The 25297-nt window shown below is 72.9% G+C and carries 21 protein-coding genes; 12 read left to right on the top strand and 9 right to left on the bottom strand.

Going from position 1 to position 25297, the window contains the following annotated elements:
- Nucleotides 1–124 precede the first annotated feature (124 nt).
- The 4 genes from WJM95_RS05360 to WJM95_RS05345 all read left to right on the top strand — a co-directional run bounded on the left by WJM95_RS05360 (nt 125) and on the right by WJM95_RS05345 (nt 5886).
- A complete protein-coding gene (locus WJM95_RS05360; RefSeq protein ID WP_339128295.1) occupies nt 125–1204 on the top strand; it encodes a glycine betaine/L-proline ABC transporter ATP-binding protein in 1080 nt (359 codons plus the stop codon).
- Nucleotides 1197–3809, top strand: coding sequence for an ABC transporter permease/substrate binding protein (locus WJM95_RS05355; protein WP_339128294.1), 2613 nt, complete (start codon nt 1197–1199; stop codon nt 3807–3809). The genes WJM95_RS05360 and WJM95_RS05355 overlap by 8 nt, the downstream gene beginning before the upstream one ends.
- 695 nt (nt 3810–4504) lie before the next feature.
- Nucleotides 4505–5086 (top strand): XRE family transcriptional regulator, encoded by a 582-nt coding sequence (locus tag WJM95_RS05350; RefSeq protein ID WP_339128293.1) that lies wholly within the window; start codon nt 4505–4507, stop codon nt 5084–5086.
- Between the two features lie 80 nt (nt 5087–5166).
- Nucleotides 5167–5886 (top strand): helical backbone metal receptor, encoded by a 720-nt coding sequence (locus WJM95_RS05345; RefSeq protein ID WP_339128292.1) that lies wholly within the window; start codon nt 5167–5169, stop codon nt 5884–5886.
- A 114-nt stretch (nt 5887–6000) separates the two neighbouring features.
- On the opposite strand, the gene WJM95_RS05340 is transcribed toward WJM95_RS05345, so the two are convergent.
- From WJM95_RS05340 to WJM95_RS05330, 3 genes are all read right to left on the bottom strand, one after another.
- Entirely contained in the window at nt 6001–7824 is a 1824-nt protein-coding gene (locus WJM95_RS05340) for a choline/carnitine O-acyltransferase (protein WP_339128291.1), read from the bottom strand.
- Complete coding sequence (locus WJM95_RS05335; RefSeq protein WP_339128290.1) at nt 7821–8666, bottom strand: class I SAM-dependent methyltransferase; 846 nt, start codon at nt 8664–8666, stop codon at nt 7821–7823. Before WJM95_RS05335 ends, WJM95_RS05340 begins: the two co-directional genes overlap by 4 nt.
- A gap of 62 nt (nt 8667–8728) precedes the next feature.
- On the bottom strand, nt 8729–9598 hold the full coding sequence (locus WJM95_RS05330; RefSeq protein ID WP_339128289.1) for an arpA protein: 870 nt from the start codon (nt 9596–9598) through the stop codon (nt 8729–8731).
- Between the two features lie 383 nt (nt 9599–9981).
- On the opposite strand from WJM95_RS05330, the gene WJM95_RS05325 reads away from it, so the two are divergent.
- Nucleotides 9982–10317, top strand: coding sequence for a DUF1905 domain-containing protein (locus WJM95_RS05325; protein WP_339128288.1), 336 nt, complete (start codon nt 9982–9984; stop codon nt 10315–10317).
- Nucleotides 10318–10350: 33 nt separating this feature from the next.
- Here the strand turns inward: WJM95_RS05325 and WJM95_RS05320 are convergent, their stop codons facing one another.
- Nucleotides 10351–11502, bottom strand: a complete 1152-nt coding sequence (locus WJM95_RS05320) for a TDT family transporter (RefSeq protein WP_339128287.1) — start codon at nt 11500–11502, stop codon at nt 10351–10353.
- 95 nt (nt 11503–11597) lie between these two features.
- Here WJM95_RS05320 and WJM95_RS05315 point away from each other — a divergent pair, with 95 nt between their 5' ends.
- Nucleotides 11598–12521 carry a LysR family transcriptional regulator gene (locus WJM95_RS05315; RefSeq protein WP_339128286.1) on the top strand — a complete coding sequence of 308 codons (924 nt, stop codon included), beginning with the start codon at nt 11598–11600 and terminating at the stop codon, nt 12519–12521.
- A gap of 159 nt (nt 12522–12680) precedes the next feature.
- On the opposite strand, the gene WJM95_RS05310 is transcribed toward WJM95_RS05315, so the two are convergent.
- Entirely contained in the window at nt 12681–13361 is a 681-nt protein-coding gene (locus tag WJM95_RS05310; protein WP_339128285.1) for a gamma-glutamyl-gamma-aminobutyrate hydrolase family protein, read from the bottom strand.
- Between the two features lie 142 nt (nt 13362–13503).
- A complete protein-coding gene (locus WJM95_RS05305; protein ID WP_339128284.1) occupies nt 13504–14241 on the bottom strand; it encodes an FCD domain-containing protein in 738 nt (245 codons plus the stop codon).
- Nucleotides 14242–14318: 77 nt separating this feature from the next.
- Here WJM95_RS05305 and WJM95_RS05300 point away from each other — a divergent pair, with 77 nt between their 5' ends.
- From WJM95_RS05300 to WJM95_RS05285, 4 genes are all read left to right on the top strand, one after another.
- On the top strand, nt 14319–15689 hold the full coding sequence (locus tag WJM95_RS05300; protein ID WP_339128283.1) for a glutamine synthetase family protein: 1371 nt from the start codon (nt 14319–14321) through the stop codon (nt 15687–15689).
- An 8-nt stretch (nt 15690–15697) separates the two neighbouring features.
- Nucleotides 15698–17113 carry an aldehyde dehydrogenase family protein gene (locus WJM95_RS05295; RefSeq protein WP_339128282.1) on the top strand — a complete coding sequence of 472 codons (1416 nt, stop codon included), beginning with the start codon at nt 15698–15700 and terminating at the stop codon, nt 17111–17113.
- Nucleotides 17110–17901 carry a 3-oxoacyl-ACP reductase gene (locus WJM95_RS05290; RefSeq protein ID WP_339128281.1) on the top strand — a complete coding sequence of 264 codons (792 nt, stop codon included), beginning with the start codon at nt 17110–17112 and terminating at the stop codon, nt 17899–17901. Before WJM95_RS05295 ends, WJM95_RS05290 begins: the two co-directional genes overlap by 4 nt.
- A gap of 119 nt (nt 17902–18020) precedes the next feature.
- Complete coding sequence (locus WJM95_RS05285; protein ID WP_339128280.1) at nt 18021–18938, top strand: DUF2510 domain-containing protein; 918 nt, start codon at nt 18021–18023, stop codon at nt 18936–18938.
- A gap of 9 nt (nt 18939–18947) precedes the next feature.
- Here the strand turns inward: WJM95_RS05285 and WJM95_RS05280 are convergent, their stop codons facing one another.
- Nucleotides 18948–20150, bottom strand: coding sequence for an amino acid deaminase/aldolase (locus tag WJM95_RS05280; protein WP_339128279.1), 1203 nt, complete (start codon nt 20148–20150; stop codon nt 18948–18950).
- 587 nt (nt 20151–20737) lie between these two features.
- Entirely contained in the window at nt 20738–21538 is an 801-nt protein-coding gene (locus WJM95_RS05275; protein WP_339128278.1) for a hypothetical protein, read from the bottom strand.
- Nucleotides 21539–22196: 658 nt separating this feature from the next.
- Here WJM95_RS05275 and WJM95_RS05270 point away from each other — a divergent pair.
- Together WJM95_RS05270 and mycP are read left to right on the top strand one after the other, a co-directional pair.
- Nucleotides 22197–22934: a hypothetical protein gene (locus WJM95_RS05270; protein ID WP_339128277.1), complete on the top strand. Its 738-nt coding sequence runs from the start codon at nt 22197–22199 to the stop codon at nt 22932–22934.
- Nucleotides 22931–24232, top strand: coding sequence for a type VII secretion-associated serine protease mycosin (mycP, locus tag WJM95_RS05265; protein WP_339128276.1), 1302 nt, complete (start codon nt 22931–22933; stop codon nt 24230–24232). Before WJM95_RS05270 ends, mycP begins: the two co-directional genes overlap by 4 nt.
- A gap of 34 nt (nt 24233–24266) precedes the next feature.
- On the opposite strand, the gene WJM95_RS05260 is transcribed toward mycP, so the two are convergent.
- Nucleotides 24267–25229, bottom strand: coding sequence for a serine hydrolase (locus tag WJM95_RS05260; RefSeq protein ID WP_339128275.1), 963 nt, complete (start codon nt 25227–25229; stop codon nt 24267–24269).
- Nucleotides 25230–25297: the final 68 nt, after the last annotated feature.

Here is a 25297-nt window from a genome sequence, read left to right as displayed (position 1 = left end):
GCGGGGGCAGGCGCGGCCTCTGAACGAACTCGGTTGCATATTGAACGTATTCAACCGTCACCGGCAGCCGGGACCACCTGAACCGCGCGTCCAGCGTGTTCCCCTGCCCCGACGAGAGGCACCTGTGTCATCCAGGCTTGAGGCCGACCATCTGTACAAGGTGTTCGGAAGACGATCGGAAGAAGCCGTGGAGCGGCTCCGCCAGGGGGCCGACCGTGAGGAACTGCGCTCCGACGGCACCACGGCCGCCGTGATCGACGCGTCCTTCACGGTGGAGCCGGGGCAGATCTTCGTCGTCATGGGCCTGTCCGGATCCGGCAAGTCCACGCTGCTGCGCATGCTCAACGGACTGCTGGAGCCCACCGCGGGACACGTGCGCTTCGACGGCCAGGACCTCACCGCGCTCAGCGCGCGCGAACTGCGCGAGGTCCGTTCCCGCAAGATCAGCATGGTGTTCCAGCACTTCGCGCTGTTCCCGCACCGCAGCGTGCTGGAGAACGCCGGGTACGGCCTCGAGGTCCAGGGCGTACCGGCCGCCGAGCGCCGGGAACGGGCGGCCACCGCCCTCGAACTGGCCGGACTCGCCGGCTGGGAGAAGTCCTGGCCCGACGAACTCTCGGGCGGCATGCAGCAGCGGGTGGGCCTCGCCCGCGCGCTCGCCACCGACGCCGACCTGCTGCTCATGGACGAGTCGTTCAGCGCGCTCGACCCGCTGATCCGCCGCGACATGCAGGACCAGCTGATCGAGCTCCAGAAAAAGCTGGAGAAGACCATCGTCTTCATCACGCACGACCTCAACGAGGCCATGCGCCTCGGCGACCGCATCGCCGTCATGCGCGACGGCCGCATCGTCCAGACCGGCACCGCCGAGGACATCCTCGTCCGGCCCGCCGACGACTACGTCGCCTCCTTCACCCAGGACGTCGACCGCTCGCGGGTGCTGACCGCCGGCGCCGTCATGGACACGGACGTGCGCGGCGACGAGGCCGACTGCGCCTGCGAGAAGGCCAGGCCCGACACCCCCTTCGTGGACCTGTGCGCCATGAGCGCCCGCCTCCCGCACCCGGTCGCCGTCCTCGACGAGAAGCACGCCCTCGTCGGCGTCGTCCCGTGGCAGCGGCTCCTCGGCTTCCTCGGCGACGAGCGGATCGCCCCCGCGGACCGTCCCGGCGGACGGGACAAGGGGGTGAAGGCGCATGCCTAGGATCCCCTTCGGCGACTGGGTCAACAGCGCGGTCGACTGGCTGCTCAACCACATGGCCTGGCTCTTCGACTTCCTCAAGACCGTCTTCTCCGGCACCTACGACGGCATCGACGCGGTCCTCCAGGCGCCCCAGCCGCTGCTCCTCGCCGGCATCCTCGCCGTCGTCGCGTTCTGGCTGCGCGGCACCTCCGCGGGCGTCCTCACCTTCGCCGGATTCGCCTTCATCGACTCCCTCGGGCTGTGGGAGGACGCGATGACGACCCTGTCCCTGGTCCTCGTCGCGACCCTGATCGCCTTGGTCGTGTCCGTCCCCGTGGGCATCTGGGCTGCCCGCTCCGACCGGGTCAGCGGCATCGTCCGGCCGGTCCTCGACTTCATGCAGACGCTGCCCGCGATGATCTACCTCATCCCGGCGATCCTGTTCTTCGGCACCGGTGCCCCCGCCGGCATCGTCGCCACCCTGATCTTCGCGCTGGCCCCCGGCGTCCGCATGACCGAACTGGGCATCCGCCAGGTCGACAAGGAACTGGTCGAGGCCGCGGACGCGTTCGGCACCACCCCGCGCGCCACCCTGCTGCGCATCCAGCTGCCGCTCGCCCTGCCCACCGTCATGGCCGGCGTCAACCAGGTGATCATGCTGGGCCTCTCCATGGCCGCCATCGCCGGCATGGTCGGCACCGGCGGTCTCGGCGGCGACGTCAACGAGGCCATCGGCCAGCTGAACGTGGGCCTCGGCTCCGAGGCCGGCGTCGCCATCGTCATCCTCGCGATCTACCTCGACCGCATGACCGGCGCGCTCGGCACCCAGGTCTCCCCGCTCGGCCGGCGTGCCGCCGCCCGGGCACGGGCCGCACAGGGCCTGAGGATCTGGTCGTACCGGCCCCGTCCCGCGGTCGCCCTGGTCGGAGTCGTCGTCCTGGCCCTGGTCGCGGGCGGCATGGGCCTGTTCGGCGGCGCGGGCACGCCCGCCACCGCGGCCGACGGCCAGGACGTCGGACAGGGCAAGAAGATCACCATCGGCTACATCCCCTGGGACGAGGGCGTCGCCTCCACCTTCCTCTGGAAGGAGATCCTGGAACGGCGCGGCTATCAGGTGGACGTCAGGCAGTTCGACGCCGGCCCGCTCTACACCTCGCTCGCCCAGGGGGACGTCGACTTCGAGACCGACTCCTGGCTGCCGACCACGCACGCCGAGTACTGGAAGAAGTACGGCAAGCAGCTCGACGACCTGGGCTCCTGGTACGGCCCGACGTCCCTGGAGCTCTCCGTGCCCGCGTACATGAAGGGCATCGACTCCCTGGACGACCTCAAGGGGCAGTCGGCGAAGTTCGGCGGCCGGATCACCGGCATCGAGCCCAGCGCCGGCATGATGGGCCTGCTCAAGAGCAAGGTGCTCAAGGCGTACGGGCTCGACAAGGAGTACAAGGTCGTCGACAGCTCCACGCCCGCGATGCTGGCCGAGCTGAAGCGCGCGTACGCCAAGAAGCAGCCGATCGTCGCCACCCTCTGGTCGCCGCACTGGGCCTACAGCGAGTACAAGCTGAAGAAGCTCAACGACCCCAAGGGCGCCTGGGGCAAGGGCGACGGGGTGCACACGCTGTCCCGCAAGGGCTTCGCGCAGGACGACCCGGTCGTCGGCAAGTGGCTGAAGGACTTCCGGATGTCCGAGAAGCAACTCACCGGTCTCGAAGCCGAGATCAACAAGGCGGGCAAGGGCAGGCAGCAGGACGCCGTGCGCGCCTGGCTGAAGAAGAACCCCTCGGTCGTCGGCGACCTGGCCCCCGTCGAGGACTCCGCCGCCGCACCGGCCGAGGCCGAGCGCCCGCTGGACGTCGCCTGGTTCCCCTGGGACGAGGACGTCGCCGTCACCTACCTCTGGAAGAACGCGCTGGCACGGCGCGGCTACACGGTCAACCTCAAGCAGATGGACGTCGGCCCGGTCTACACCGGTCTGGCCTCGGGCGACCTCGACCTCAACTTCGACGCCTGGCTGCCGCACGCCCAGTCCAACTACTGGGACCAGCACAAGAACGACCTTCGCGACCTCGGCAGCTGGTACAGCCCGACCTCCCTGGAGATCGCGGTCCCCTCGTACGTGAAGGACGTCAAGTCCCTCGCCGACCTCAAGGGCAAGGCGAAGACCTTCGGCGGGAAGATCATCGGCATCGAGCCGGGCACCGGTGAGATGAACCTCCTCAAGAAGAAGGTGCTTCCGGGCTACGGCCTGGACAAGGAGTACGAGGTCGTCGACGGCTCCACGCCCGCGATGCTGGCCGAGCTGAAGCGCGCGTACGCCAAGAAGGAGCCGGTCGCGGTCGTCCTGTGGTCGCCGCACTGGGCGTACAGCCAGTACAGGCTCACCAAGCTCACCGACGACAGGAAGCTGTTCGGCGAGGGCAACACGATCCGGACCATCGCCGGCAAGGAGTTCCCCGGCCGGTACCCGAAGCTCACCGAGTGGATCAGGAAGTTCAGGATGAGCGAGTCCGAACTCGGCGGCCTGGAGAGCGAGATCAGGCGGCACGGGCAGGGCCACGAGGAGGAAGCCGTCGCCGCGTGGGCCAAGGAGCACCCGGACGTGGTGCGCCGCATGACCGCGAGCTGACGGGCGGGCCGCCGTCGCGCGGCAGACGGTTCACTCCGAGGGGTGGTCCTTGTCGTCAGGGTCGATGTGACCCGGACGACCAGGACCACCCCTCGCCGCGTCCCCGGAGCCGCGCCCCCCGGCCGCCCGTCCGTACGCGTGCGCGCCGGACCGCACACACGGGCGAGGAAGCGCCCGGCCGCGTACTGGCGTACGGGAGAGTTCCGGACAAAACCGTGGCGCGGCCGGCGGCCCCGCCCGCACGGGCGCGGTCCCGGCCCGGGCCGTCGCCCGCGGTCGCGTCCCACCGGCCCCCGCCGCGGGCGGGCCGCCGGCCCGGCGCACACCAGCCCCGTGCGCGCGGGATCCCCCGAACGCGGCCACCGCCGTGCGCCCCGGCGTGACGCGATGCGCCAACTGCGCACCGGTCAGGCGGACTTCGGGTCATCATCGAGACGCCGAAGCGTCCGGGCGAGGCTCCCGCCCTCGTGATCGGCCCTTTCGCCCCGGTACGAGGGGGTGGCGGCGCCGGGCGCACGAGGGCTCGCGCGGTGGCGCGAACTGTAACCCTCACTCTCCCTCGAAGTGACAGCGATGTGACGGCTCCATGAAACGGTTTGCCGAACATGCGTAGGGTGCAAACAACTCAACAGAACCAGCGGACCGGAAATCCGGACGGTTCGTGGACCGACGACGCGAGGGAGGGAGCCGGAGCGATGGGCGACCACAAAGAACAACCTCTTCGGGTGGGCGCCGCCGTGCGGCGACGGCGCCGCGCACTGCGCCTGACCCTCGCCGTCGTGGCCGAGCGCAGCGGTCTGTCGGTGCCCTTTCTCAGCCAGGTGGAGAACGAGCGGGCGCGGCCCAGCAGAAGCTCCCTTGAGCGGGTCGCCGACGCCCTCGGCACCACGGCCGCCGACCTGCTCGCCGCCGCCGACCCGGCGTGCAGCGTCGACGTCGTGCGCGCCGACGCCGGGGCCGAGTTCACTCCCGAGGCCCAGGCCCGCCCCCTGGTGCGCGGTCACCACCAGCTGCACGCCACCGAGTTCACCGGCGAGCACGAAGAGGCCCGCGAACTCCAGCACCGCAACGACAAGTTGATGTACGTCGCCGACGGCGGGGTCGAGGTCGAGGCGGAGGGCCGGGCCCATCGCCTCGGCCGGGGCGACACGCTCTATCTGTCCGGCGGCGTCCGCCACCGCTGGCGCGCCACCGTCCCGGACACCCGGGTGGTGGTCGTCGAGGTCGCCGACCACATCGACGCCGTGGAGGACCCCCACACCTTCGGCAAGCGCTGAGGCGTACGGGCGACGGGCGTCCCGCCCCCGCGCGCGAGAGGATGGCGGGCAAGGGAACGGCGTCGGAGAGGCGGACGGATATGCGGGTGGTGTCCCTCGTGCCCTCGCTGACGGAGGCCGTGGCGGTGACCGTGCCCGGCGCCCTGGCGGGCGCGACCGACTGGTGCAGCCACCCGGCGGACCTGGACGTCACCCGCGTCGGGGGCACCAAGAACCCCGACGTGGACGCCGTCGTACGCCTCGCGCCCGATCTCGTCGTCGCCAACGAGGAGGAGAACCGCGCGGCCGACCTGGCCGGCCTGCGCGCGGCCGGGATCGAGGTGCTGGTCACCGAGGTCCGGGACGTACCGGGAGCCCTCCGCGAACTGGACCGGGTGCTCCTGGCCTGCGGCGCGCGCGGCCGTCCGCGCTGGCTGGACGAAGCGGAGGCCGCGTGGGCCGGGCCGCCCGCTCCGGGCCCCCGCAGGACGGCGATCGTGCCCGTGTGGCGGCGGCCATGGATGGTGCTGGGCCGGGACACCTTCGCGGGGGACGTCCTGGCGCGGCTGGGCGTCGACAACGCCTACGCGCACCACGAGGACCGCTACCCCCGTGTCCCCGTCGCCGAACTGAACGCGGCGGGCGCCGACCTGGTGGTGCTCCCCGACGAGCCGTACCGCTTCACCGCCGACGACGGCCCCGAGGCCTTTCCCGGCCTGCCCTGCGCCCTCGTCGACGGCCGCCTGCTGACCTGGTACGGCCCGTCGCTCGCCGGAGCCAGGACCCTGCTCGACCGGGCCCTGCGAGCGGCCGACCGCTGATCGCTGACTGCCGACCGCTGACCGGGCGGCCGAGCGCTGACCGGGCGGCCGGGAGGCCCTGGTCGCCCGGTCGGCGCTCGGTGTTCCCCGAGGGGTTCCGGGTCCGGCTTCCGGTCAGGCCCCGGGCCGCTCGGACACCAGCAGTTCCCGGAGCTCGTCCATCGCCTCCCGGAGCCGGTCGGCGAACGTCCGCATCTGCGCGGCGACCGCCAGCGGCGTGCTCAGGTAGAGGTTGAAGCGCTCGGGAAGCAGCACATAGGCGATGCCGATGCACTGGCTGCTGGTCGACCCGAAGCCGAAGTACTGGATGTTCACGGACGGCGCCGAACTCGTGCTCAGATAGTCGTCCCGCATGGTCAGCCAGCCCGGCGTCCGGTACAGCGCGGGCTGCTCGGTCACCCCGAGCTCGGCCCCCCGGCGGCGCTGGATCAGCTCCAGCTCCCACAGGTGCTGCTCAGGCGCCTGCCCGGACTGGCACGCCTTCGCGCGCGCCACATGGGCCTGCGTGGCCGCCCGGAACGCGGTGCGCCGGGTGTCCGCGTCCGCCGCCGGGTCCTCCATCGCCGCGACGAAGGCGACCATCTCGGGGGTGACGACACGCATCGCCTCGGTCCGGCCGTGCCGGTACTGCCGGGTGGCGATCGACTCGTACGTGGCGCCCAGGTGTCCCTTGGCGCGCTGGTGCGCGAGCTGGTACGCGGCCTGGACGAACGCGTCGGGCGAGACCCCCAGCGCCTTGGCCGCGCGGCTCCCGAAGTCCGTGAACGACACGGTGCCGGTCGCGGTGTTCTCCCCGTACGCCGCGAACGCCTCGGCGGCGGAGCGCGCCCGCTCCCGCAGCGCGTCGTCCAGTTCGAACACGATCGGTTCCAGCGCCGGCAGCCCCTGGGGGCGGGCCCCGGACTGCCGGGACTGCTCCTCGGCGGGGGTGTCGAGCAGGGCGTCGGTGAAGCTGAGGATCGTCGTCCCGTCCAGCTCGCAGTGCTCGACGTTGATGCCGGCCCGACCGTCGGCGAAGACGACGAAGGTCACGGCCTTGTCGAACCAGCGGTTGCCGCGGTCGCCGTACAGCAGCTGGTCACAGGCGTCCTGGACGTCGGCAGGTGCGAAGTCCTCAAGGGCGACGCAGAACAGCGCGGTCTCGACGTCGTCGAGGGCGGCGGCGTTGCCCGGGTGGCAGGCGAGCAGGGACTCGCGGGCGGCCGCCCACTCCGCGCGGGCCATGGTGGTGAGGTGGCCCACCGAGGTGTCCGCGCCGGCCGGGGCGGCCTTCATCACGGCGCGCAGCCCCGCCTCGATGTCCTCCAGGCCGTGCGGGACACCGTCGGGGCCCAGCACGTCCAGCCGGAACATGCCGCCCCGGAAGAACACCACGATGTGCCGGGCCTCGGACGGGCCGGGCCACTCCTCGGTGTAGGGGGCGCGGACGGTGTCCTGCCGTGCGCCGGGGATCCGGGTGGTGGAGAACAGGAACTGGTTCTGCACCATCGACTGGGGTGTTCCGCGCTGCACGAGCGGCGGGACCAGTCCCTGGTCGAGCCGGCGCTTGTGGTTGAGGGCCCCGGCGACGAGACCGGCCGCCCGCTCCACCTGTGCCTGGTCGGAGTCGCGGAACAGGAAGAAGAAGTTGGCGTTCAGGGCGATCCTGTCCCGGCGGCCCAGATACCGGTACGGCCAGAAGACGTCGAGCCAGCTGTGCACGCCCTCGGTGGCGTCGTACTCCTCCAACGCGGCGTGCAGTGCCCGGCCGGGGCCACCGGGCCTGAGGAAGGCGGCGATCTCCGCCTCGGTCGCCGACCGCTCGTCGGCGGTCAGCAGCGGCGCGCACCAGGCGAGGAACCGCTCGCAGCTCGCCTCCAGGGTGGGCAGCGGTACGCGCGGGAGGCTGTCCTCCTGAGGGGAGACCGCGTTGCCTGACGCATCCTGACTGGATTTCAACTCTGTTCTCGATTCGGTTCGTCGGTACCCGTGATGTCGTACGGCCGGGACAGATAGAGCTGTGCGTACAGCCAGCCTTCCGTCTCCAGGCCCTCTGGATCCACCCCCGCGGCCGACATGCCGTCGAGGACGAGCGCCTGCTCCTGCGCGGAGGCGAAGCGCCGCTGTCGGAAGACCTCGTCGACGCGGACGGTCCGGTAGCCCAGATCCGCCAGCGCGCGCTCGACGGGGTCGAACGGGAACATCCGCAGCACGAAGTGCGCCATCCAGGGCCGGCGGTCGCCCTGCGCCCGGACGACGCGCGTGAGCGTCCGCTCGGTGACGTAGCCGACGCAGCCCGTCGAGATCACCAGGTCCGTGCCCGAGAGCCTGGCGCGCTGTGGCGCCGTGGGCTCGTGCCGCTCCAGGTCGGCGTGCACCACGTCGTCGAGGAAACCGGCCTCGCGGGCGTAGGACAGCGCGGGGGCGGAGGTGTCGAGGCCGACGAAGCGGATCGCCTGCGGGGGCCTGCGCGACCGTGCCAGCTCCCGGTCGCGGGCCAGCAGGGCCTCGCGGCTCACACCCGCGCGCTCCGCGTCGCCGTAGCGCGTGTACAGCTCGTCCATGGTGGCGTCGTACTTCAGCAGCGCGGCGTTGATCCCGTACGAGCAGCCGATGTCCAGGACCTTGGGCACGGCCACGTCCCGGGTCTCCCGGTACTCCGTGATGATCTTGGCGAACCACGGCTTGGCCTGCTGTGGAACGTCGTAGTCGAGCGGGCGCAGCACGCTGAAATAGGTGCGCGGATCGGGCTGGTCGTAGATGTGGTCGAGTGTGACTTTTCCGGTCACGTCGAAACGCACAGGGCTTACTCCTCCGTGGGATCGCGCGGGGGGAAACGGCCTACGGCGACTGCGGGTTGCCGCTAGTCGAGGAGCCGGTCGCCGCGGACGGCACGGCCCTCGGCCGCCAGGTGCTCGGGCAGCACCCGGCCGAAGAGCTGCCGGGTCCGCTCCACGCTCCCGACGACTCCGGGGCGCTCGCTGTAGGCGAAGATCGCGGAGTGGCGCGCTGTCTCGCCGCGCACCGGGCTCACCCGGTGCAGCGAGTAGCGCCCCTTGAACAGTTGCAGGTCACCCGGTTGCAGGGGGAGGCGCCGGGTCAGCCGTTCGCCCCTGCCGTCCAGCACGTCCCGGACGTCGTCGAAGTTCTCGTCCCGCGCGGTCCGGATGTTCGGGCAGTACTCGAAGACGCCGCCGACCTGCGCCTGCTGGGTGAGCATGCTCACGGTGAACTCGTTGGTGTCGAAGTGCCAGGGGTGCTCCATGCCCGGCGCGACGACGTTGAGGACCAGCCCGGAGAGCGGGTCCGCCAGCTCGTGCAGCTCCGGCAGTTCGAAGCAGTCGGCGACGAAGCGCCGGAAGACCGTGTCGGAGTAGAGCCTGCTGATGAGCGAGTCCGCGGGGACGCGGTCCCGTGCGACGAACGCGTTGCCCCGCTCGAAGGTCCTGCGGCCCGGGTGGTCCGGCGGCAGTGCCGTGTCCACCGCGATGTTGTAGACGTTCACCGTCTCGACGTCGTGATGCGCCCGGGGGGCGATGGCCGAGCACTCCTGCCGCAGCACCTCGCGCAGCGACGGGCGGATGAAGTCCGGCAGCACGGTGCAGCCGAGCGCGGACAGCTCGCGCCGGGCGCGGGAGACCACGGCCCGTCCCGGGGCGCTGGTGAGTTCGGACAGGGGATAGCGGGCCGTGTCGACCACCTGATCAAGCGTCAGGGCTTCCAAAGAGCGCATTCGATCCTCTCCACACGCGGGCCACCCCCCTCGCAGCCCTTCGCCAACTGGGCTGGCTGGAAGGGCACTTGAAGTTCCCACAGTGACGCCGTGCTGTCTGTGACACGTCACACTGCCCATCTGTGTGCTCCGGCATGCTTCCGCGGTCTCGACACGGGGCGGGTCACCGTGCACATGCGGCGGGGCCTGTCGCCGCTCCGCCGATGCGCGGTCGGGCGTGATCACCGACGTTGACCTCGTCCACGCGGTACGCGCACACTCTGCGGGTCCGCGACGGTCGTCGGCGTAAGGGGAGGTCCCGCCATGTCCGGAGCGACACGAACGGGAGCCCGTACCGGGTCCCTCGCCCGTCTTGACCGTCCCCGTGGAGGGAGACCGACCGCATGGAGTTCGACTTTTCCGGCCCGGTGATCGAATGGCGCGGGCCGTCGCCGTACTACTTCGTCCGCTTGCCGGACGAGGAGTCGGCCGACGTCCGCGAGGTGGCCGCGATGGCCACCTACGGCTGGGGCGTGATCCCGGTCGAGGCCCGGATCGGCGAGGTCGTCTTCCAGACGTCGCTCTTCCCGCGGGACGGCGGCTATCTGCTGCCGCTCAAGGCGGCCGTGCGCAAGCCGGCCGGCCTCTCGGCAGGAGACGACGTGACGGTGGGGATGACCGTCCGCCTCCACGAACCCCCGGGCCCACTAGGCGCTTCAGGGGTCGTGGTGGGCGGTTGAGACGCTTTGGCGGCGCCGGGCCGCCGCGGCGTCTCACCGGGGGGCGGCGAGCAGCCTGCCCGTGAGCAGGCCGTGGGCCGTCCTGACCGCGGCCACCGACCAGGCGGTCAGCAGCAGGACGTACAGGGCCACGGCCAGTGCCTGGAAGGCGGGCAGGCCCGTGTGCCGGGCCAGGCCCTCCGCGCCGGTGACACAGGTGCCCACCGGGAATGTGAAGGCCCACCAGGTCATCGCGAAACCCATGCCCTGGCGGCGGGCCCGTACGGTCATGGCGACGGCCAGCGCGAGCCACAGCAGCGCGAAGCCCAGCACGGGGACGCCGTAGAGGACGGCGAGCAGCGCGAAGCCCTGGTCGTAGGGGGCGGGCACCACACCGGGGGCGGCGTCCGCGAACTTGCCCACCGCGGTCGTCGACTGGCCCAGCGGGCCGAGCACCAGGAACAGCGTCGGGGTGAGCGCGAGCGGCAGCGGACCCGAGGTGACGAGCCGCGCGAAGATCATGGGCAGCATCACGAAGGTGGCCACCAGGCTGATCCCGAACATCGCGACACAGGCGAGGAGCAGGGTCTCCCGGGGCTGCCCGGCCGGCAGGTGGGGGACGAGGAGCGGGCCGAGCGCGGCCGACACCATGGGGGCGACGATCGGCAGCAGCCACACGGGGGACGCCTGCCCGGGCTCGATGCGATGCCGTACGACCATGAGATACGGGACGGCCACGGCGGCGGCGAGCCCGATCAGCGTCCCCGCGGTGAACAGCACGGTGTCCACGGCGACCGCGGCCGGTGTCCCGATCCAGTCCCGGCCGACCAGCAGCGTGCCGCCGCCCACGGCGAGCAGGGCCATCGAGAGGCAGCCGTAGAACGGGGCCACGGCCGGGTCGAGGAGGTGGGCGCGGGCCTGGTCGCTGTGGTGGGCCCAGTGCAGCGCGCGGGCGGCCAGCAGCGACACCAACAGGGTGAGCGAGAGGGCCCACACGACGGTGCAGGTGGTGCGCAGACCGGGCACGTCCACCGGGAGCCCGGCTCCCGCCGTGGCCACGATCGCGGTGCCCATCACGGAGGCGTACCAGTTCGGGCCGAGCTGACGGACCGCGGTGACGACGCGGTTTCCCGGGACACGGGGGGTCTTCGTGTCGGGGACGGTTCCCGCCTGATGGGCGGACAAGGGCTGGGCTGCGGTGACCATGACACCACGGTCGCGCCCCGGCGGACTCCCCACCAGGGAGTGCGCACCTATGACGACATAAGCTGGGTTTATGAGCAGCGGGTCTGAGGATCGTCATGGGTAGCGGCGCCGAGGACCGGCCCGGTGCCGGGATCGCCCACCGGGTGCCCGATCTCGGCGCGCTGGAACTGCTCCTCGCGGTGGCGCGCCTCGGCAGCCTCGGACGTGCGGCGCGGGAGGTGGGGATCACCCAGCCGGCGGCCAGCAGCCGTATCCGTTCCATGGAGCGGATGCTCGGCGTGGCGCTCGTGGACCGGTCACCGCGCGGCTCCCGGCTCACCCGCGAGGGCGCGCTCGTCACGGACTGGGCCCGGCGGGTGGTGGACGCGGCCGAGGCGTTCGACGCCGGGGCGCAGGCGCTGCGCGACCGGCGCGACTCGCGGCTGCGGGTCGCCGCGAGCATGACCATCGCCGAGTATCTGCTGCCCGGCTGGCTGATCGCGCTGCGCGCGCAGCGTCCCGACACGGCCGTGTCGCTGCTCGCGGGGAACTCCGCCGCCGTGGCCGAGCGGCTTCTGTCGGGTGAGGCGGACCTCGGGTTCGTCGAGGGGCTCTCGGTGCCGTCCGGTCTCGACGCCACCGTCATCGCGCACGACCGGCTCATCGTGGTGACGGCGCCCGGGCACCCCTGGGCGCGGCGGCGGGTGCCGCTCGCGGCGGCCGAGCTGGCCGCGACGCCGCTCATCCTGCGGGAGGAGGGGTCGGGCACGCGTCAGGTGCTGGACTCCGCGCTCGGTGGGCTCGCCCGTCCCCTGATCGAGCTGTCCTCGACGACGGCGGTCAAGGCGTCCGCCGTGAGCGGCGCGGGGCCCGCCGTGCTCAGCGAACTCGCCCTCGGTGAGGAGCTGTCGGCCCACCGGCTGGTGGGTATCCCGCTCGCCGACGTCCAGCTCACCCGCGCCCTGCGCGCCGTATGGCCGACGGGCCACCGCCCCACGGGCCCGGCCCGCGACCTGCTGTCCCTGACGCGGGGGGCGTAGCGGACAGGCTCCTCAATCGCCGGAGGGGCTGAATCTCGGCCGTCCGGCGATTGAGGACGAGGCCGTCCAGGCCGAAGGGGGGCTGGGGGCGGCAGCCCCCGGAATCGGGACGGGTAGGGGCGGAGGGGGCGAAGAACCGTGGTGCGGGCGCCGGGCAGGTCAGGTCGCCGCAGTGATCAGGCCCCGCATGACCCGCAGGTCGTCCCCCATCTCCGGGTGCCACTGGACTCCCAGGGCCCAGCCGGGTCCGGGGAGTTCGACCGCCTCCACCGTGCCGTCCACCGCGTGCGCGCAGACCGTGAGGCCCTCTCCGAGGCGGTCCACGGCCTGGTGGTGGTACGTCGGGACGGCGCACCGCTCCGGTACGAGACCGGCGTACAGCGTCCCGGGGACGGGGATCACCTCGTGGTGGCCGACCACACCGATGTCCTTCACATGACCGTCGAGATGCTGCACGAGCGTGCCGCCCAGGGCCACGTTCAGGAGCTGGTGGCCCCGGCAGATGCCGAGCAGCGGGGTGCCGGAGTCCAACGCGGCCCGGATCAGGGCGAGTTCCCAGGCGTCACGCTCGTGCGCGGGCGGGCCCGTACGCGGGGAGCGCTCGGCACCGTACCGGCCGGGGTCGACATCGGGACCGCCCGCGACCACGACCGCGTCGAGCCGGGCGACGGTCTCGCGGGCCAGGGCCGGATCGTCGGGCGGCAGCATCACGGCGAGCCCGCCGGCCCGCTGCACGAGCCGCGGATAGCCGGCCGGCAGCAGCGCGGCCTCCAGCTCCCACACGCCCCAGCGCGCCCCGGTCTCCAGATACGTACTCACACCGATCAGCGGCCTGCCCACGCGTCACTCCCTTCCACGGCTTCAATGGAAAGGTCTCATACCTTTGCGGGGCGGGGGAGCGGAACACAGGGGCTCCACACGTCACGTCCGGCTCACGCCGGGAACCCGCTCACGCGGGGCCCCTTCGCGCCAGGAGCCCCGCTCACGCCAGGAACCCCCGCAGCAGCGCCGCCGTGCCCGCGCAGTGCTCCCGCATGATCTCGCGCGCCCCGTCCGCGTCCCCGTCGAGCACCGCCTCGACCAGGGCGGTGTGCTGACGCTGCGAATGCTCCAGGTTGCGGACGAGGAGCGGGATGCAGTCGAGCAGGTCGTTCACGCCGGCGCGGACGGCCGCGTACCGCGCGGTCAGGGACGGGGAGCCGCACAGCTCCGCGAGGGTGAGGTGGAGCATGGTGTCCAGGCGCCGGTAGTCGGCCAGCGGGGCGTCGTTCGTCCGCTCCAGCGCCTCGCGCAGCCGGGCGCCCTGCGCGGCGTCGAGGCCGTGCGTCGCGCACAGCCCGGCCGCGCCGACCTCCAGGACCTCGCGGAAGCGCAGTACGTCCTCGATGTCGACCGCGGCGACCCGGCGGCGCAGCTCGTGCTCGCCCGGCGCGTCGGTGCGCGCCAGCACGAACGTGCCGCCGTAGCGCCCGCGCCGCGACTCGACCAGACCCTGGTCCTGGAGCACCTTCAGGACCTCGCGCAGCGTCACCCGGCTGATGCCGAGCCGCTCCGCCAACTCCCGCTCCGCGGGCAGCCGTTCACCTCCCGGCACCAGGCCGAGCCGAACGATCTGGAGGATCTGCTCCAGCGCCTCCTCGAAGCCGTTGCCCGCCCGCACCGGCCGCAGGACCGGCGTCAGCCGGTCGCCCGTCCCCCGGCCGGATTCCGCCCGCGTCATCAGGTCGCGCCCCCTTCCCAAGCAATGGTTCTCCGCAATACCTTATGGCCCTCGGCTGACCCAAGGAGGCTTTTCCGGTGGCAGACCGCACACCCCCGCTCACCGTCGAGGAACTGCGCGCCCTCGTCGGGGCCGGAGACATCGACACGGTCGTCCTGGCCTTCCCCGACATGCAGGGGCGGCTCCAGGGCAAGCGGTTCGCCGCGGCCTTCTTCCTCGACGAGGTCCTGGAGCACGGCACGGAGGGCTGCAACTACCTCCTCGCCGTCGACACCGACATGAACACCGTCGACGGCTACGCCATGTCCTCCTGGGACCGCGGCTACGGCGACTTCGCGCTGCACCCCGACCTCGGCACCCTGCGGCGCGTCCCCTGGAGCGAGGGCACCGCCCTGCTCATCGCCGACCTCGCCTGGAACGACGGCTCCCCGGTGGTGGCCGCACCCCGCCAGATCCTGCGCCGCCAGCTGGACCGCCTCGCCGACCTCGGCTACACCGCCCAGGTGGGCACCGAGCTGGAGTTCATCGTCTTCAAGGACACCTACGAGCAGGCATGGGACACCGGCTACCGAGGGCTCACCCCGGCCAACCAGTACAATATCGACTACTCGGTCCTCGGGACCGGACGCGTCGAACCCCTGCTGCGCCGCATCCGCAACGAGATGCAGGCGGCCGGCCTCACCGTCGAGTCCGCCAAGGGCGAGTGCAACCCGGGCCAGCACGAGATCGCCTTCAAGTACGACGAGGCCCTCGTCACCTGCGACCAGCACGCGATCTACAAGACCGGCGCCAAGGAGATCGCCTCCCAGGAGGGCGTCTCGCTCACCTTCATGGCCAAGTACAACGAGCGCGAGGGCAACTCCTGCCACATCCACCTCTCGCTCGCCGACGCCGACGGCACCAATGTGATGGCGGGTTCCGCCGGGGACCCGGGCGGGATGTCGGAGGTGATGCGCCACTTCCTCGCCGGACAGCTGGCCGCGCTGCGCGACTTCTCCCTCCTGTACGCGCCCAACATCAACTCCTACAAGCGGTTCCAGCCCGGCTCCTTCGCCCCGACCGCCGTCGCCTGGGGCCACGACAACCGCACCTGCGCGCTCCGCGTCGTCGGCCACGGCCGCTCCACGCGCTTCGAGAACCGGCTGCCCGGAGGCGACGTCAATCCGCATCTGGCCGTCGCCGGACTCGTGGCGGCCGGACTGTACGGCATCGAGCGCAAGCTGGAGCTGCCCGAGGCCTGCTCGGGCAACGCCTACACCGCCCAGTACGCGCACGTCCCCACCACCCTGCGCGAGGCCGCCGAACTCTGGGAGAACAGCCCGATCGCCCGGGCCGCCTTCGGTGGCGAGGTGGTCGAGCACTACCGCAACATGGCGCGCGTCGAACTGGAGGCGTTCGACGCCGCGGTGACCGACTGGGAGCTGCGCCGCTCCTTCGAACGCATGTGAGGACCCCCTTGCCGCACCCGCACACTTCGCAGCCGTCCACCCCACCCCCGCACGACCACGAACTCCGCGTGCTCGACCCGGCCACCGAGGAGGTCGTCGCCACCGCCCCGGCCGCGACGGCCCAGGACGTGGACGACGCCGTCGTACGGGCCGGCCGGGCGCAGACCCGCTGGGCCGCGCTCGCACCCGCCGACCGGGCCAGGCTGCTGCGCCGTTTCGCGGCCGAAGTCGACGCCCACATCGAGGAACTGGCCCGTCTGGAGGTCCGCGAGGCCGGCCACACCCTCGGCAACGCCCGCTGGGAGGCGGGCAACGTCCGCGATCTCCTCGACTACGCGGCCGGAGGAGTGGAGCGACTGACGGGTCGTCAAATCCCGGTCCCGGGCGGCCTCGACATCACCCTCCTCGAACCGCTCGGCGTCGTCGGCGTCATCGCGCCCTGGAACTTCCCGATGCCCATCGCCGCCTGGGGCACCGCACCCGCACTCGCCGCGGGCAACGCCGTCATCCTCAAACCCGCCGAGACGACCCCGCTCACCGCGCTCCGGCTGGCCGAACTCGCCCTGGACGCGGGCCTGCCCGAGCATCTCTTCCAGGTGCTGCCCGGCGCGGGCCCCGTCGCGGGGGACGCCCTCGTCCGGCACCCAGGCGTCGCGAAGATCGTCTTCACCGGGTCCACGGCCGTCGGCAGACAGGTCCTGGCCAAGGGCTCCGCCCTCCTCAAACGCGTCACCCTCGAACTCGGCGGCAAGAGCCCCAACATCGTCTTCGCCGACGCCGACATCGAGGCCGCCGCGGCGGCGGCCCCCATGTCCTTCCTCGACAACTCCGGCCAGGACTGCTGCGCCCGCACCCGCATCCTCGTCCAGCGCTCCGTCCATGACCGCTTCCTCGAACTCCTGGCCCCGGCCGTCGAGTCGGTCGTCGTCGGCGACCCCTCCGACGAACGCACCCAGATGGGCCCGCTGATCTCCCGGGCCCAGCTGGACCGCGTACGGTCCTACGTCGACGACGGCGCGCCCGGCATCCGGGGCAAGGCCCCCGAGGGCCCCGGCTTCTGGTTCGCGCCCACCGTCCTCACCGGCGTCGACCCCGGCGCCCGCGTGGCCGTCGAGGAGGTCTTCGGTCCCGTCGCCGTCGTGCTGCCCTTCGAGGACGAGGCCGACGCCGTCCGGCTCGCCAACGCCACCGACTACGGCCTGTCCGGATCCATCTGGACCCGCGACGTCGGCCGCGCCCTGCGCGTCTCCCAAGCCGTCCGCGCGGGCAACCTGTCCGTCAACTCCCACTCCAGCGTCCGCTACTGGACCCCCTTCGGCGGCTTCAAGCAGTCGGGGATCGGCCGCGAACTCGGCCCGGACGCCCTCACCGCCTTCACCGAGACCAAGAACGTCTTCATCAGCACGGAGGGTCCCGCACAGTGACTTCAGACACCCCCGAGACCATCTGCCGCCGCCTGGTGGGCCGCACCGCCGTCATCACCGGCGCCGCCAGCGGCATCGGCCTCGCCACCGCGCGCCGGCTCGCCTCCGAGGGCGCCCACGTCGTCTGCGGCGACATCGACGAGCAGCACGGGAAGGCCGTCGCCGAAGAGGTCGGCGGCACCTTCGTCAAGGTCGACGTGACCGACCCGGAGCAGGTGGAGACCCTGTTCAGGACGGCGTACGACACCTACGGCTCGGTCGACATCGCCTTCAACAACGCGGGCATCTCGCCGCCCGACGACGACTCCATCCTGGACACCGGCCTGGAGGCGTGGAAGCGCGTCCAGGAGGTCAACCTCACCTCGGTCTACCTGTGCTGCAAGGCGGCCATCCCCTACATGCGCCGCCAGGGCCGGGGCTCCATCATCAACACCGCCTCGTTCGTGGCCCGGATGGGCGCGGCGACCTCCCAGATCTCGTACACGGCCTCCAAGGGCGGTGTCCTCGCCATGTCCCGTGAACTGGGCGTCCAGTTCGCCCGGGAGGGCATCCGGGTCAACGCCCTGTGCCCCGGCCCGGTCAACACCCCGCTGCTCCAGGAGCTGTTCGCCAAGGACCCGGAGCGGGCCGCGCGCCGGCTCGTGCACATCCCGGTCGGGCGGTTCGCCGAGGCGGACGAGATCGCCTCGGCCGTCGCGTTCCTCGCCAGCGACGACTCCTCCTTCGTGAACGCCACCGACTTCCTGGTGGACGGGGGCATCTCGGGCGCCTACGTCACCCCGCTGTAGCCCGGCCGCGCGGCGCACGGTCCGCGGGGCGCGGGAGGGCCCGCACCACCCCGCCCGGCGGACCGTCCACCACCCGTCCCGGCAAGTCCCCCTGCCCACCGCGGCATTAGAGTGCCGGGATGAGCGTGACACCTCCTCCCGGCTGGTACAGCGACCCGTCGTACCCGCTCGTCGAGCGCTGGTGGGACGGGACCGCGTGGACCGACCACCGGCGTCAGCCCGAAGTCCCCCAGCAGCCCCTGATACAGACCCCGCCGGCCGAGGGCTCCGGCCCGGGACGGGCCAGGACCGTCGCCCTCGTGACGGCCGCGGTCGTCCTCGTGGCCGCGATCGTCACCGGCGCGGTGCTGCTGCGCCACGACGACGGCGGCGACGCCGCGGCACAGACCACGCCCACGTCCTCGTCCCCCACCGGGACCGAGGCGCCCTCGCCCTCACCGTCGGGTCCCTCGCCCTCGGCCGGTGACCCGTCCGTCGTCGTGGACGAACTGAACGGCATCACCTTCCCGGTCCTCGACGGCTGGGTGAAACCGCAGTACGCCGCCGACCACGACATGGTGCTGTCGACCCCGAGGACCTACGACTGCCCGGGCGACCCCGGTCTGTGCCGGCACGGCCGGGTCGACTCGCGCACCGCGACCGCCACCGACGAGACGTCGCCGAAGGCCCTCGCCGAGGAGGACATCGCGGACGCCGCCGACAGCGCGTACGGACACGACCTCCTGGGCAGCCGCCCCTTCCGTGGCATCAGCTCGCACGAACTGGTGAAGTCCGGCTCCGTCGCCGTGGCCGGGCGCGCCGGATACCTCGTGCGCTGGAAGGTCAGGACCGGTGTGGGGCCCGGCGGTTACGTGGAGTCCCTCGTCTTTCCTTCCAGCGTGGGCTCGCAGTCCCCGGTCATCGTCCGGTTCGCCCTCGACGCCGGGGCCGACGGGCCGCCGCTGTCCGACATCGACCGCATCACCGCCGGCATCCGCCCGGTGGGCGGCAAGGACGCCGGCGGCGGTGTGGGGAGCAGCATCGGCCCGACCCGGTGATCCCCCGGGTCAGAGGAAGGTGTGGCCCTCTCCCCGGTAGGTCGGGACGGAGGCGGTGACGGTGTCGCCCTCCACGAGGTGCAGCGTGTCGAACCGCTCGCACAGCTCACCGGCCTTCGCGTGCCGGAACCACACCTTGTCGCCGATGAGCAGATCGTCGGCGGGGGAGCCGAGCAGCGGGGTCTGCACCTCGCCGGGACCCTCCTGGGGGTCGTACGACAGGCCCTCCGGCAGATACGGGACCGGCAGCCGGTCGGGGCCCGCGGCCCCGGAGGCGGGATATCCGCCGCCGAGCACGGTCACCACACCCACACCGGGGCGGCGCACCACGGGCTGGGCGAACAGTGCCGCCGGGCGTCCGCTGAAGGACGTGTAGTTGTCGAAGAGCCTCGGCACATAGAGCCCCGAGCCGGCCGCGATCTCGGTGACCGCTTCCTCCGCCGCCGTGTGCTGGACGCTTCCGGTGCCGCCGCCGTTGACGAATTCGAGGTCCGGTTCCACCGCGCGGACCGCCCGGACGACGTCCGCGCGCCGCTGGGCGAGCTCCTTGCGGGCCGTCGCCTGCATCAGCCGCACGGCACGCGAGCGCAGCGGCCGCCCCGAGACAGAGTCACCGACGCCGGCGATGTGACCCTCGTACGCCATGATCCCCACCAGCTTGAACCCCGGGGCGCGCTTGACGGCGCGGGCGAGGTCCGCGACCTGGGCGGCGGAGTGCAGCGGTGAGCGCAGCGCGCCGACCCGGACCCGGCCGCCGAACAGCTTCAGCGACGTGTCCAGTTCAAGACAGACCCGTACGACCTCGGTGCCGCCGTCGCGGGCCTCGTCGATGAGGCGCAGCTGTGCCGGGTCGTCGATCATGACGGTCACCGCGGCGGCGAGCTTGGGGTCGGCGGTCAGCTCGGCGTAGCCCTTGCGGTCGGCCGACGGATAGGCGAGCAGGACGTCGTCGAAACCGGACCTGGCCAGCCACAGGGACTCGGCGAGGGTGAACGACATGAGCCCCGCGAAGCCCTCCCGGCCCAGGACGCGTTCCAGCAGGGTGCGGCAGCGGACGGACTTGCTGGCGACGCGGATCGGCTTCCCGCCGGCCCGGCGGACCAGGTCGTCCGCGTTCGCGTCGAAGGCCTCCAGATCCACGATGGCGACGGGGGCGTCGAGGTGAGCGGTGGCCCGGTCGTAGCGGGCCCTGTCGGCGGCACGGGCAGTCATGAGCGAAGACTGCCAGACTCCATTACCGCAGGGTAGGGGGACGTTCCGGGCAGATGCCCCGGGGCCTCGGACTGGTTCCCGTCCGGCGCTCGTCAACCCGTAGAGTGACGCGGACGCAGGGAGGTACGTCCTTGCCCCGGCGGACCCTGCCCGGGGTGACGGTCCACCGGTGCGGGTATGCGTGCCCGTGGTGAACCTCTCGCGCACACGAACGGCTCGCCGAGTTACGGGGCGTCCGACAGCCCGGTACGAGGAAACGGGGGGTGCATGAGTACGGAAGCGCGGCGCGCCTCGAATCCCCGGCGCCCTTCCGTTCCGCCGGGCTCCCAGGGGCCCGCGACCCCCCCGGCTCCGGGCCACCCCCCGGCCGAGGTCCCGCCGAAGCCGGACCGCCCGCCCGGGCCGGACCTGTCGGCCGGCGAGGACTGGTCCGCAGAGAACCCGCCCTCGACCCCGTCGGGCCGGCTCCCGGGACCGGAACGACCCGCACCCGCCCGGGGCTCCGACCGGACCGCAGCCACGTCGGGATCCGGACAGCCCGCGTCACCGTCCGGGTCCGGACAGTCCTTGACCTCGTCGGGGTTCGGTCAGGTCGCGCCCTCTTCCGGATCCGGACAGGGTGAGTCCTCTTCCGGGTTCGGACGACCCAGGTCCTCCACGGAGGCTGGACAGTCGGCGTCGGCGTCGGCGTCCGTGTTCGGTCCGCCCGCAACCGCCTCCGGATACGGGCAGGCTGCGTCCGGCCGCGTTCCGGCGGGTCCGCCGCGCCCCGCGGGTCCGCCGCGCGGCTCGGTCCCGTCCGTGCCGCCGCAGCCCACCGCGCCGCCGTCCACGCCGGACCGGTCCGGTCCGCCCGCCTCCGGCGTGCCGGGCGCCGCCCCGTCCGGCAGGGCGGAATCGGCCGTGCCAGCTGCGAAGAGGCCCACCTCGCTCGTCCGCCCGCGGGCCGCCGCGCCCGGTACCCCCGGAGCCGCTTCGTCCGCCGGGCAGACATCGGTGTCGACCGGTGGCACGGGCTCGCCGGGGCAGGCCGCGCCCCGCACGTCGAGGCCCACCGGGGCCGGTGTCCCGGGAGCGGCCTCCCCTGCCGCACCGGAGTCCGTCTCGCCCGGCCGGCCGTGGTCCGCGCCGTCCGGTACGCCGGACTCCGACGCGGGACCGTCCGCCCCGGACGGCACACCGGCGTCCGCCGCACCGCGTTCGGGTCCGTCCGGTACGCCGGGGCGCGACGCGCGACGGTCCACTCCGGCCGGCACACCGGTGTCCGCCGCACCGCGTTCGGGTCCGTCCGGTACGCCGGGGCGCGACGCGCGACGGTCCACTCCGACCGGCACACCGGTGTCCGACGAACCGCTGCCCGGCTCGTACGACACGAGGGGCCCTGACACATCCCGGTCCGAGCAGACGGGTCCGCCTGCGTCCGGCGCCCCGCGTCAGGCCGCGCCGCGCCCCGGGTACACCGGGTCGCCTGCGTCCGGCCAGGCCGCGCCGTCATTCGCGCAGACGGGTTCGCCTGCGTCCGGCGCTCCCGGTCAGGCCGCGCAGACCGGTTCGTCTGCGTCCCGCGCACCGCGCCAGGCCGCGTCGGAAGCCGCCCCGCTGAGCTCTCCGGCGGAGGACTCGGCGGCTCCGCAGCGGCCGGTGGGGGAGGCCGCCGTGCAGCGGTCCGGCACCGGGGCGCGGCCGGAGGGCCTGCGGTATCCGCACCTGCGTCCCGAGGGCCGCACGGCGCCCGTGAGCCCGCCGCCCCCCGCGGCCTCCGCGCGTTTTCCGGACACCCCGCCCGCGTCCGCCGGGCCGGCGCGTCCCGACGAAGCCCCGCGCACCGCGGGAGTGCCCCGACCCGCACGGGACGACCGGCAGGCCGCCGCACCCCCGTTCGTCCCGCCCCCGTCCCTCCCCTCGTCGCCGCCCCCGGCGCCTTCTCCGTTCGTGACTCCCGGCCCCGCGGCCCCCGGCCCCGAGCGTCCCTTCGTATCGTTCGCGGAGCCCGACACGTACGGCGGCGACACCGGGCGGACGCGCGGGGGAAGCCGCTCCCGTCTCGTGACCGCGGCGGCCTGTGTCGTTCTCGGGATCGGGCTCATCGGCGGTGCGGTGACCGGGAGTTGGCTCACCGGCGACGGCACGGACGGACCCGGTTCGCCCGGCGCCTTCGCCACGGCAGGGGAGCTGTGGCACAGCGTGCCCGTGGACCGGCTCTTCCCGCCGACCGTGGACGGCGAAGGAGCCGGTCCCGGGGGTTCCGACCGCACCTGGACACGGATCGCGGTCGCCCCCGACACCGGCTGCAAGGACGCCTTCGACCCGCTGCTGCGCCGGGCCCTCGCCCCCGTCGGCTGTCTGCGTCTGCTGCGGGCCACCTACGTGGACGCGACCCGCAGTCATGTCACCACCGTCGGCCTGCTGTTCACCAAGACGGACGCGGCGGGCATGACCTCCCTCAAGGCCCGCTTCGCCAAGGACGGCCTGGACCGGCGTACCGACCTGCTGCCCCTTCCGTACGCGGCCAAGGGCACCGACGCCGCCGGGTTCGGCAGGGCCCAGCGCGCCTCCTGGACCGAGTCCGTCCTCACGGACGCCCCCGTCGTCGTGTTCGCCGTCTCCGGGTTCGCCGACGGCCGCACGGTCGCCGCCCCGCAGCCCGCCGCCGACGCGATGAAACCGGACGCGACCACGCCCGCGGCCCAGGCGGGCCTCGGCCACGAGGCGAAGGGCCTCGCCGACCGGGTCGAGCGAGGACTCCGCAAGACCGTCAAGTCGTCCACGGAGGAGCCGTCATGACCCGCGACGACGGCCCCGACGGCCGCGACCGGCAGCCCCACGGAACCGCGGCCGAAGGCGCGCCGACCCCCGCCGACGGCGTCCGCCGCCGCCCGCGCCCGGCCGGGGAGACCCGCCGCCCTCCGCTCTCGCGCAGGTCCGGTGCCCTCGCCGCCGCGCTCGCCGCCTCCCTCGCGCTGGTGCCCTCCACCGCCGCGCACGCCGACGGCATCCGCGCCCAGCAGTGGGGCCTCGACGCCATGCACACGCAGCAGGCCTGGCGCACGACGAAGGGCAAGGGCATCACCGTCGCCGTCCTCGACACCGGCGTCGACGCCCTGCACCCGGACCTCAAGGGAAATGTGCTCGCCGAGAAGGACATGGTCGGCTTCGGCGCGAGCCGGGGCGACCGCTCCTGGGCCCGGCACGGCACCGCCATGGCGGGCATCATCGCCGGACACGGGCACGGGCCGGGCGACGCCAACGGCGTCATGGGCATCGCTCCGGAGGCGAGGATCCTGCCGGTCCGCGTCATCCTGGAGGACAAGGACCCGGCCCGCTCCAAGGCCCGCAACACCCGCGGCAACGCGCTCGCCGAGGGCATCCGCTGGGCCACCGACCACGGCGCCGACGTCATCAACCTCTCCCTCGGCGACGACTCCAGCTCCGCCCACCCCGAACCCGCCGAGGACGAGGCCGTCCAGTACGCGCTGAAGAAGGGCGTCGCGGTCGTCGCCTCGGCCGGCAACGGCGGGGAGAAGGGCGACCACATCTCGTACCCCGCCGCCTACCCGGGCGTGATCGCCGCGACCGCCGTCGACCGGTACGGAACCCACGCGTCCTTCTCCACCCGCCGCTGGTACGCCACCGTCAGCGCCCCCGGCGTCGACGTGGTCATCGCCGACCCGGACGACCGCTACTACGAGGGCTGGGGGACCAGCGCGGCGTCCGCGTTCGTCTCCGGAGCGGTCGCGCTCGTCAAGGCGGCCCACCCGGGACTGTCCCCGGCGCAGATCAAGAAGCTGCTGGAGGACACCGCGCGCAACGTGCCCTCCGGGGGCCGTGACGACTCCCGCGGCTTCGGCTTCGTCGACCCCGCGGCGGCCATCAAGGCGGCGGGCCGGCTCAAGCCGGAGGGGCTCAGGTCGGCCGAGTACGGCCACAAGTACTTCGGCACCGGCCCCGACGCCCCCGACGGCGGCGGCAGTTCGACCGACTGGGCCGCTCCCCTCGCGGGCGCCCTGGGCCTGGCCCTGCTGACGGGGGCGGTTTTCCTCTGGCGCGGCCGCAGATTCCCGAACCCCTTCGAACGCTCCTAGGCACAACCCGAACCGCCCGCGACCCGGAGCGGTCTCAGTCCTCCGCCGTGTCCCGGAACGCGGACACCGCGGCCTTCGACACCGCCTCCACCAGCGAAATGCCCTTCGCCTGCGTGGAGTTGCCGTTCGAGAGGGTCGCCACCAGATACTCGTGGCCGTCCGCCGAGATCCGCCCGATGCTGTTGACGTCCCACAGCCCGGTCGTGCTGCGCGCCAACCACCCGTTCTTCAGCGCCCATTGAGAACCGTCGGCCGCGGCCGACACCCCCCACTGCTGGTCGGCCTCGATCTCGCCCATCAGCCCCTGGACATAGGACCGCGAACTCGCGCTGAGCCGGGAGCCCTTCCCGAACACCTGCCGGAGCAGCTTCAGTTGATCGCCCGCGGTGGTCTGGGTCAGCCCCCACAGCTCGCCGTCGCCGCCCTGCGTGGACGTCAGCCCGAAGCGTCTGTTCGCCGCGTCCAGCCCGTCGGCGCGGCCGATCGCCGCCCACAGCGCGGACGCCGACGCGTTGTCGCTGTTCTCGATCATCGCGGTGGCGTACGTCTTCTCCCGCGCGGTGAGATGCCGGTCCGCGTCCTGCGCCTGGAGCAGCAGCGCGGCCAGGATGTTCACCTTGACGATGCTCGCGGTGTCGAAGGCCGCGTCCCCGTGGGCGGCGCTCTCACCGGAGTCGACGTCGAGGACGGCGACCGACGTCTTCGCCCCGGCCGCCACCGTCACCGACTTCAGGGCCTTCGCGAGCAGTGCGTCGCGGTCCACGGAGGGCTCCGCCACAGGTTCCACCGATGCCTCCTCGCTCCCGGCCGGCGACGCAGAGGGCGATGCCGGCGCGGCCGACGATACGGCGGCGGTGCCGTCGTGCGCCTGCGCCTTCACGTACACGGTCCCGGCCGCCGTGGCGCCGACGAGGACGACGGAGGCCACCGCGACGGAGAGGAGCGGCGTGCGCCGGGAGGGCCGGGCGCGACGCCCGCGTGCTCTGTGACGGTCCATCCGGCGATGCTGGACGGCCCGGCTGTGCCCGCGGTTAGACGCTTGTTAGAGGTGTGTCAGCGAAGTCT

The organism is Streptomyces sp. f51 (assembly GCF_037940415.1).
In the GTDB taxonomy this organism is placed as follows: Bacteria; Actinomycetota; Actinomycetes; order Streptomycetales; family Streptomycetaceae; genus Streptomyces.
This window is presented reverse-complemented; position numbering and strand designations above follow the sequence as displayed.

What these genes read in the sequence shown, in the direction of transcription:
- WJM95_RS05355 (WP_339128294.1), top strand. Translation starts at nt 1,197, where the DNA reads ATGCCTAGGATCCCCTTCGGCGACTGGGTCAACAGCGCGGTCGACTGG.
- WJM95_RS05330 (WP_339128289.1), bottom strand. Translation starts at nt 9,598, where the DNA reads ATGCGCTCTTTGGAAGCCCTGACGCTTGATCAGGTGGTCGACACGGCC.
- WJM95_RS05345 (WP_339128292.1), top strand. Translation starts at nt 5,167, where the DNA reads ATGCGGGTGGTGTCCCTCGTGCCCTCGCTGACGGAGGCCGTGGCGGTG.
- WJM95_RS05280 (WP_339128279.1), bottom strand. Translation starts at nt 20,150, where the DNA reads ATGACTGCCCGTGCCGCCGACAGGGCCCGCTACGACCGGGCCACCGCT.
- WJM95_RS05320 (WP_339128287.1), bottom strand. Translation starts at nt 11,502, where the DNA reads ATGGTCACCGCAGCCCAGCCCTTGTCCGCCCATCAGGCGGGAACCGTC.
- mycP (WP_339128276.1), top strand. Translation starts at nt 22,931, where the DNA reads ATGACCCGCGACGACGGCCCCGACGGCCGCGACCGGCAGCCCCACGGA.
- WJM95_RS05350 (WP_339128293.1), top strand. Translation starts at nt 4,505, where the DNA reads ATGGGCGACCACAAAGAACAACCTCTTCGGGTGGGCGCCGCCGTGCGG.
- WJM95_RS05315 (WP_339128286.1), top strand. Translation starts at nt 11,598, where the DNA reads ATGGGTAGCGGCGCCGAGGACCGGCCCGGTGCCGGGATCGCCCACCGG.
- WJM95_RS05305 (WP_339128284.1), bottom strand. Translation starts at nt 14,241, where the DNA reads ATGACGCGGGCGGAATCCGGCCGGGGGACGGGCGACCGGCTGACGCCG.
- WJM95_RS05260 (WP_339128275.1), bottom strand. Translation starts at nt 25,229, where the DNA reads ATGGACCGTCACAGAGCACGCGGGCGTCGCGCCCGGCCCTCCCGGCGC.
- WJM95_RS05325 (WP_339128288.1), top strand. Translation starts at nt 9,982, where the DNA reads ATGGAGTTCGACTTTTCCGGCCCGGTGATCGAATGGCGCGGGCCGTCG.
- WJM95_RS05285 (WP_339128280.1), top strand. Translation starts at nt 18,021, where the DNA reads ATGAGCGTGACACCTCCTCCCGGCTGGTACAGCGACCCGTCGTACCCG.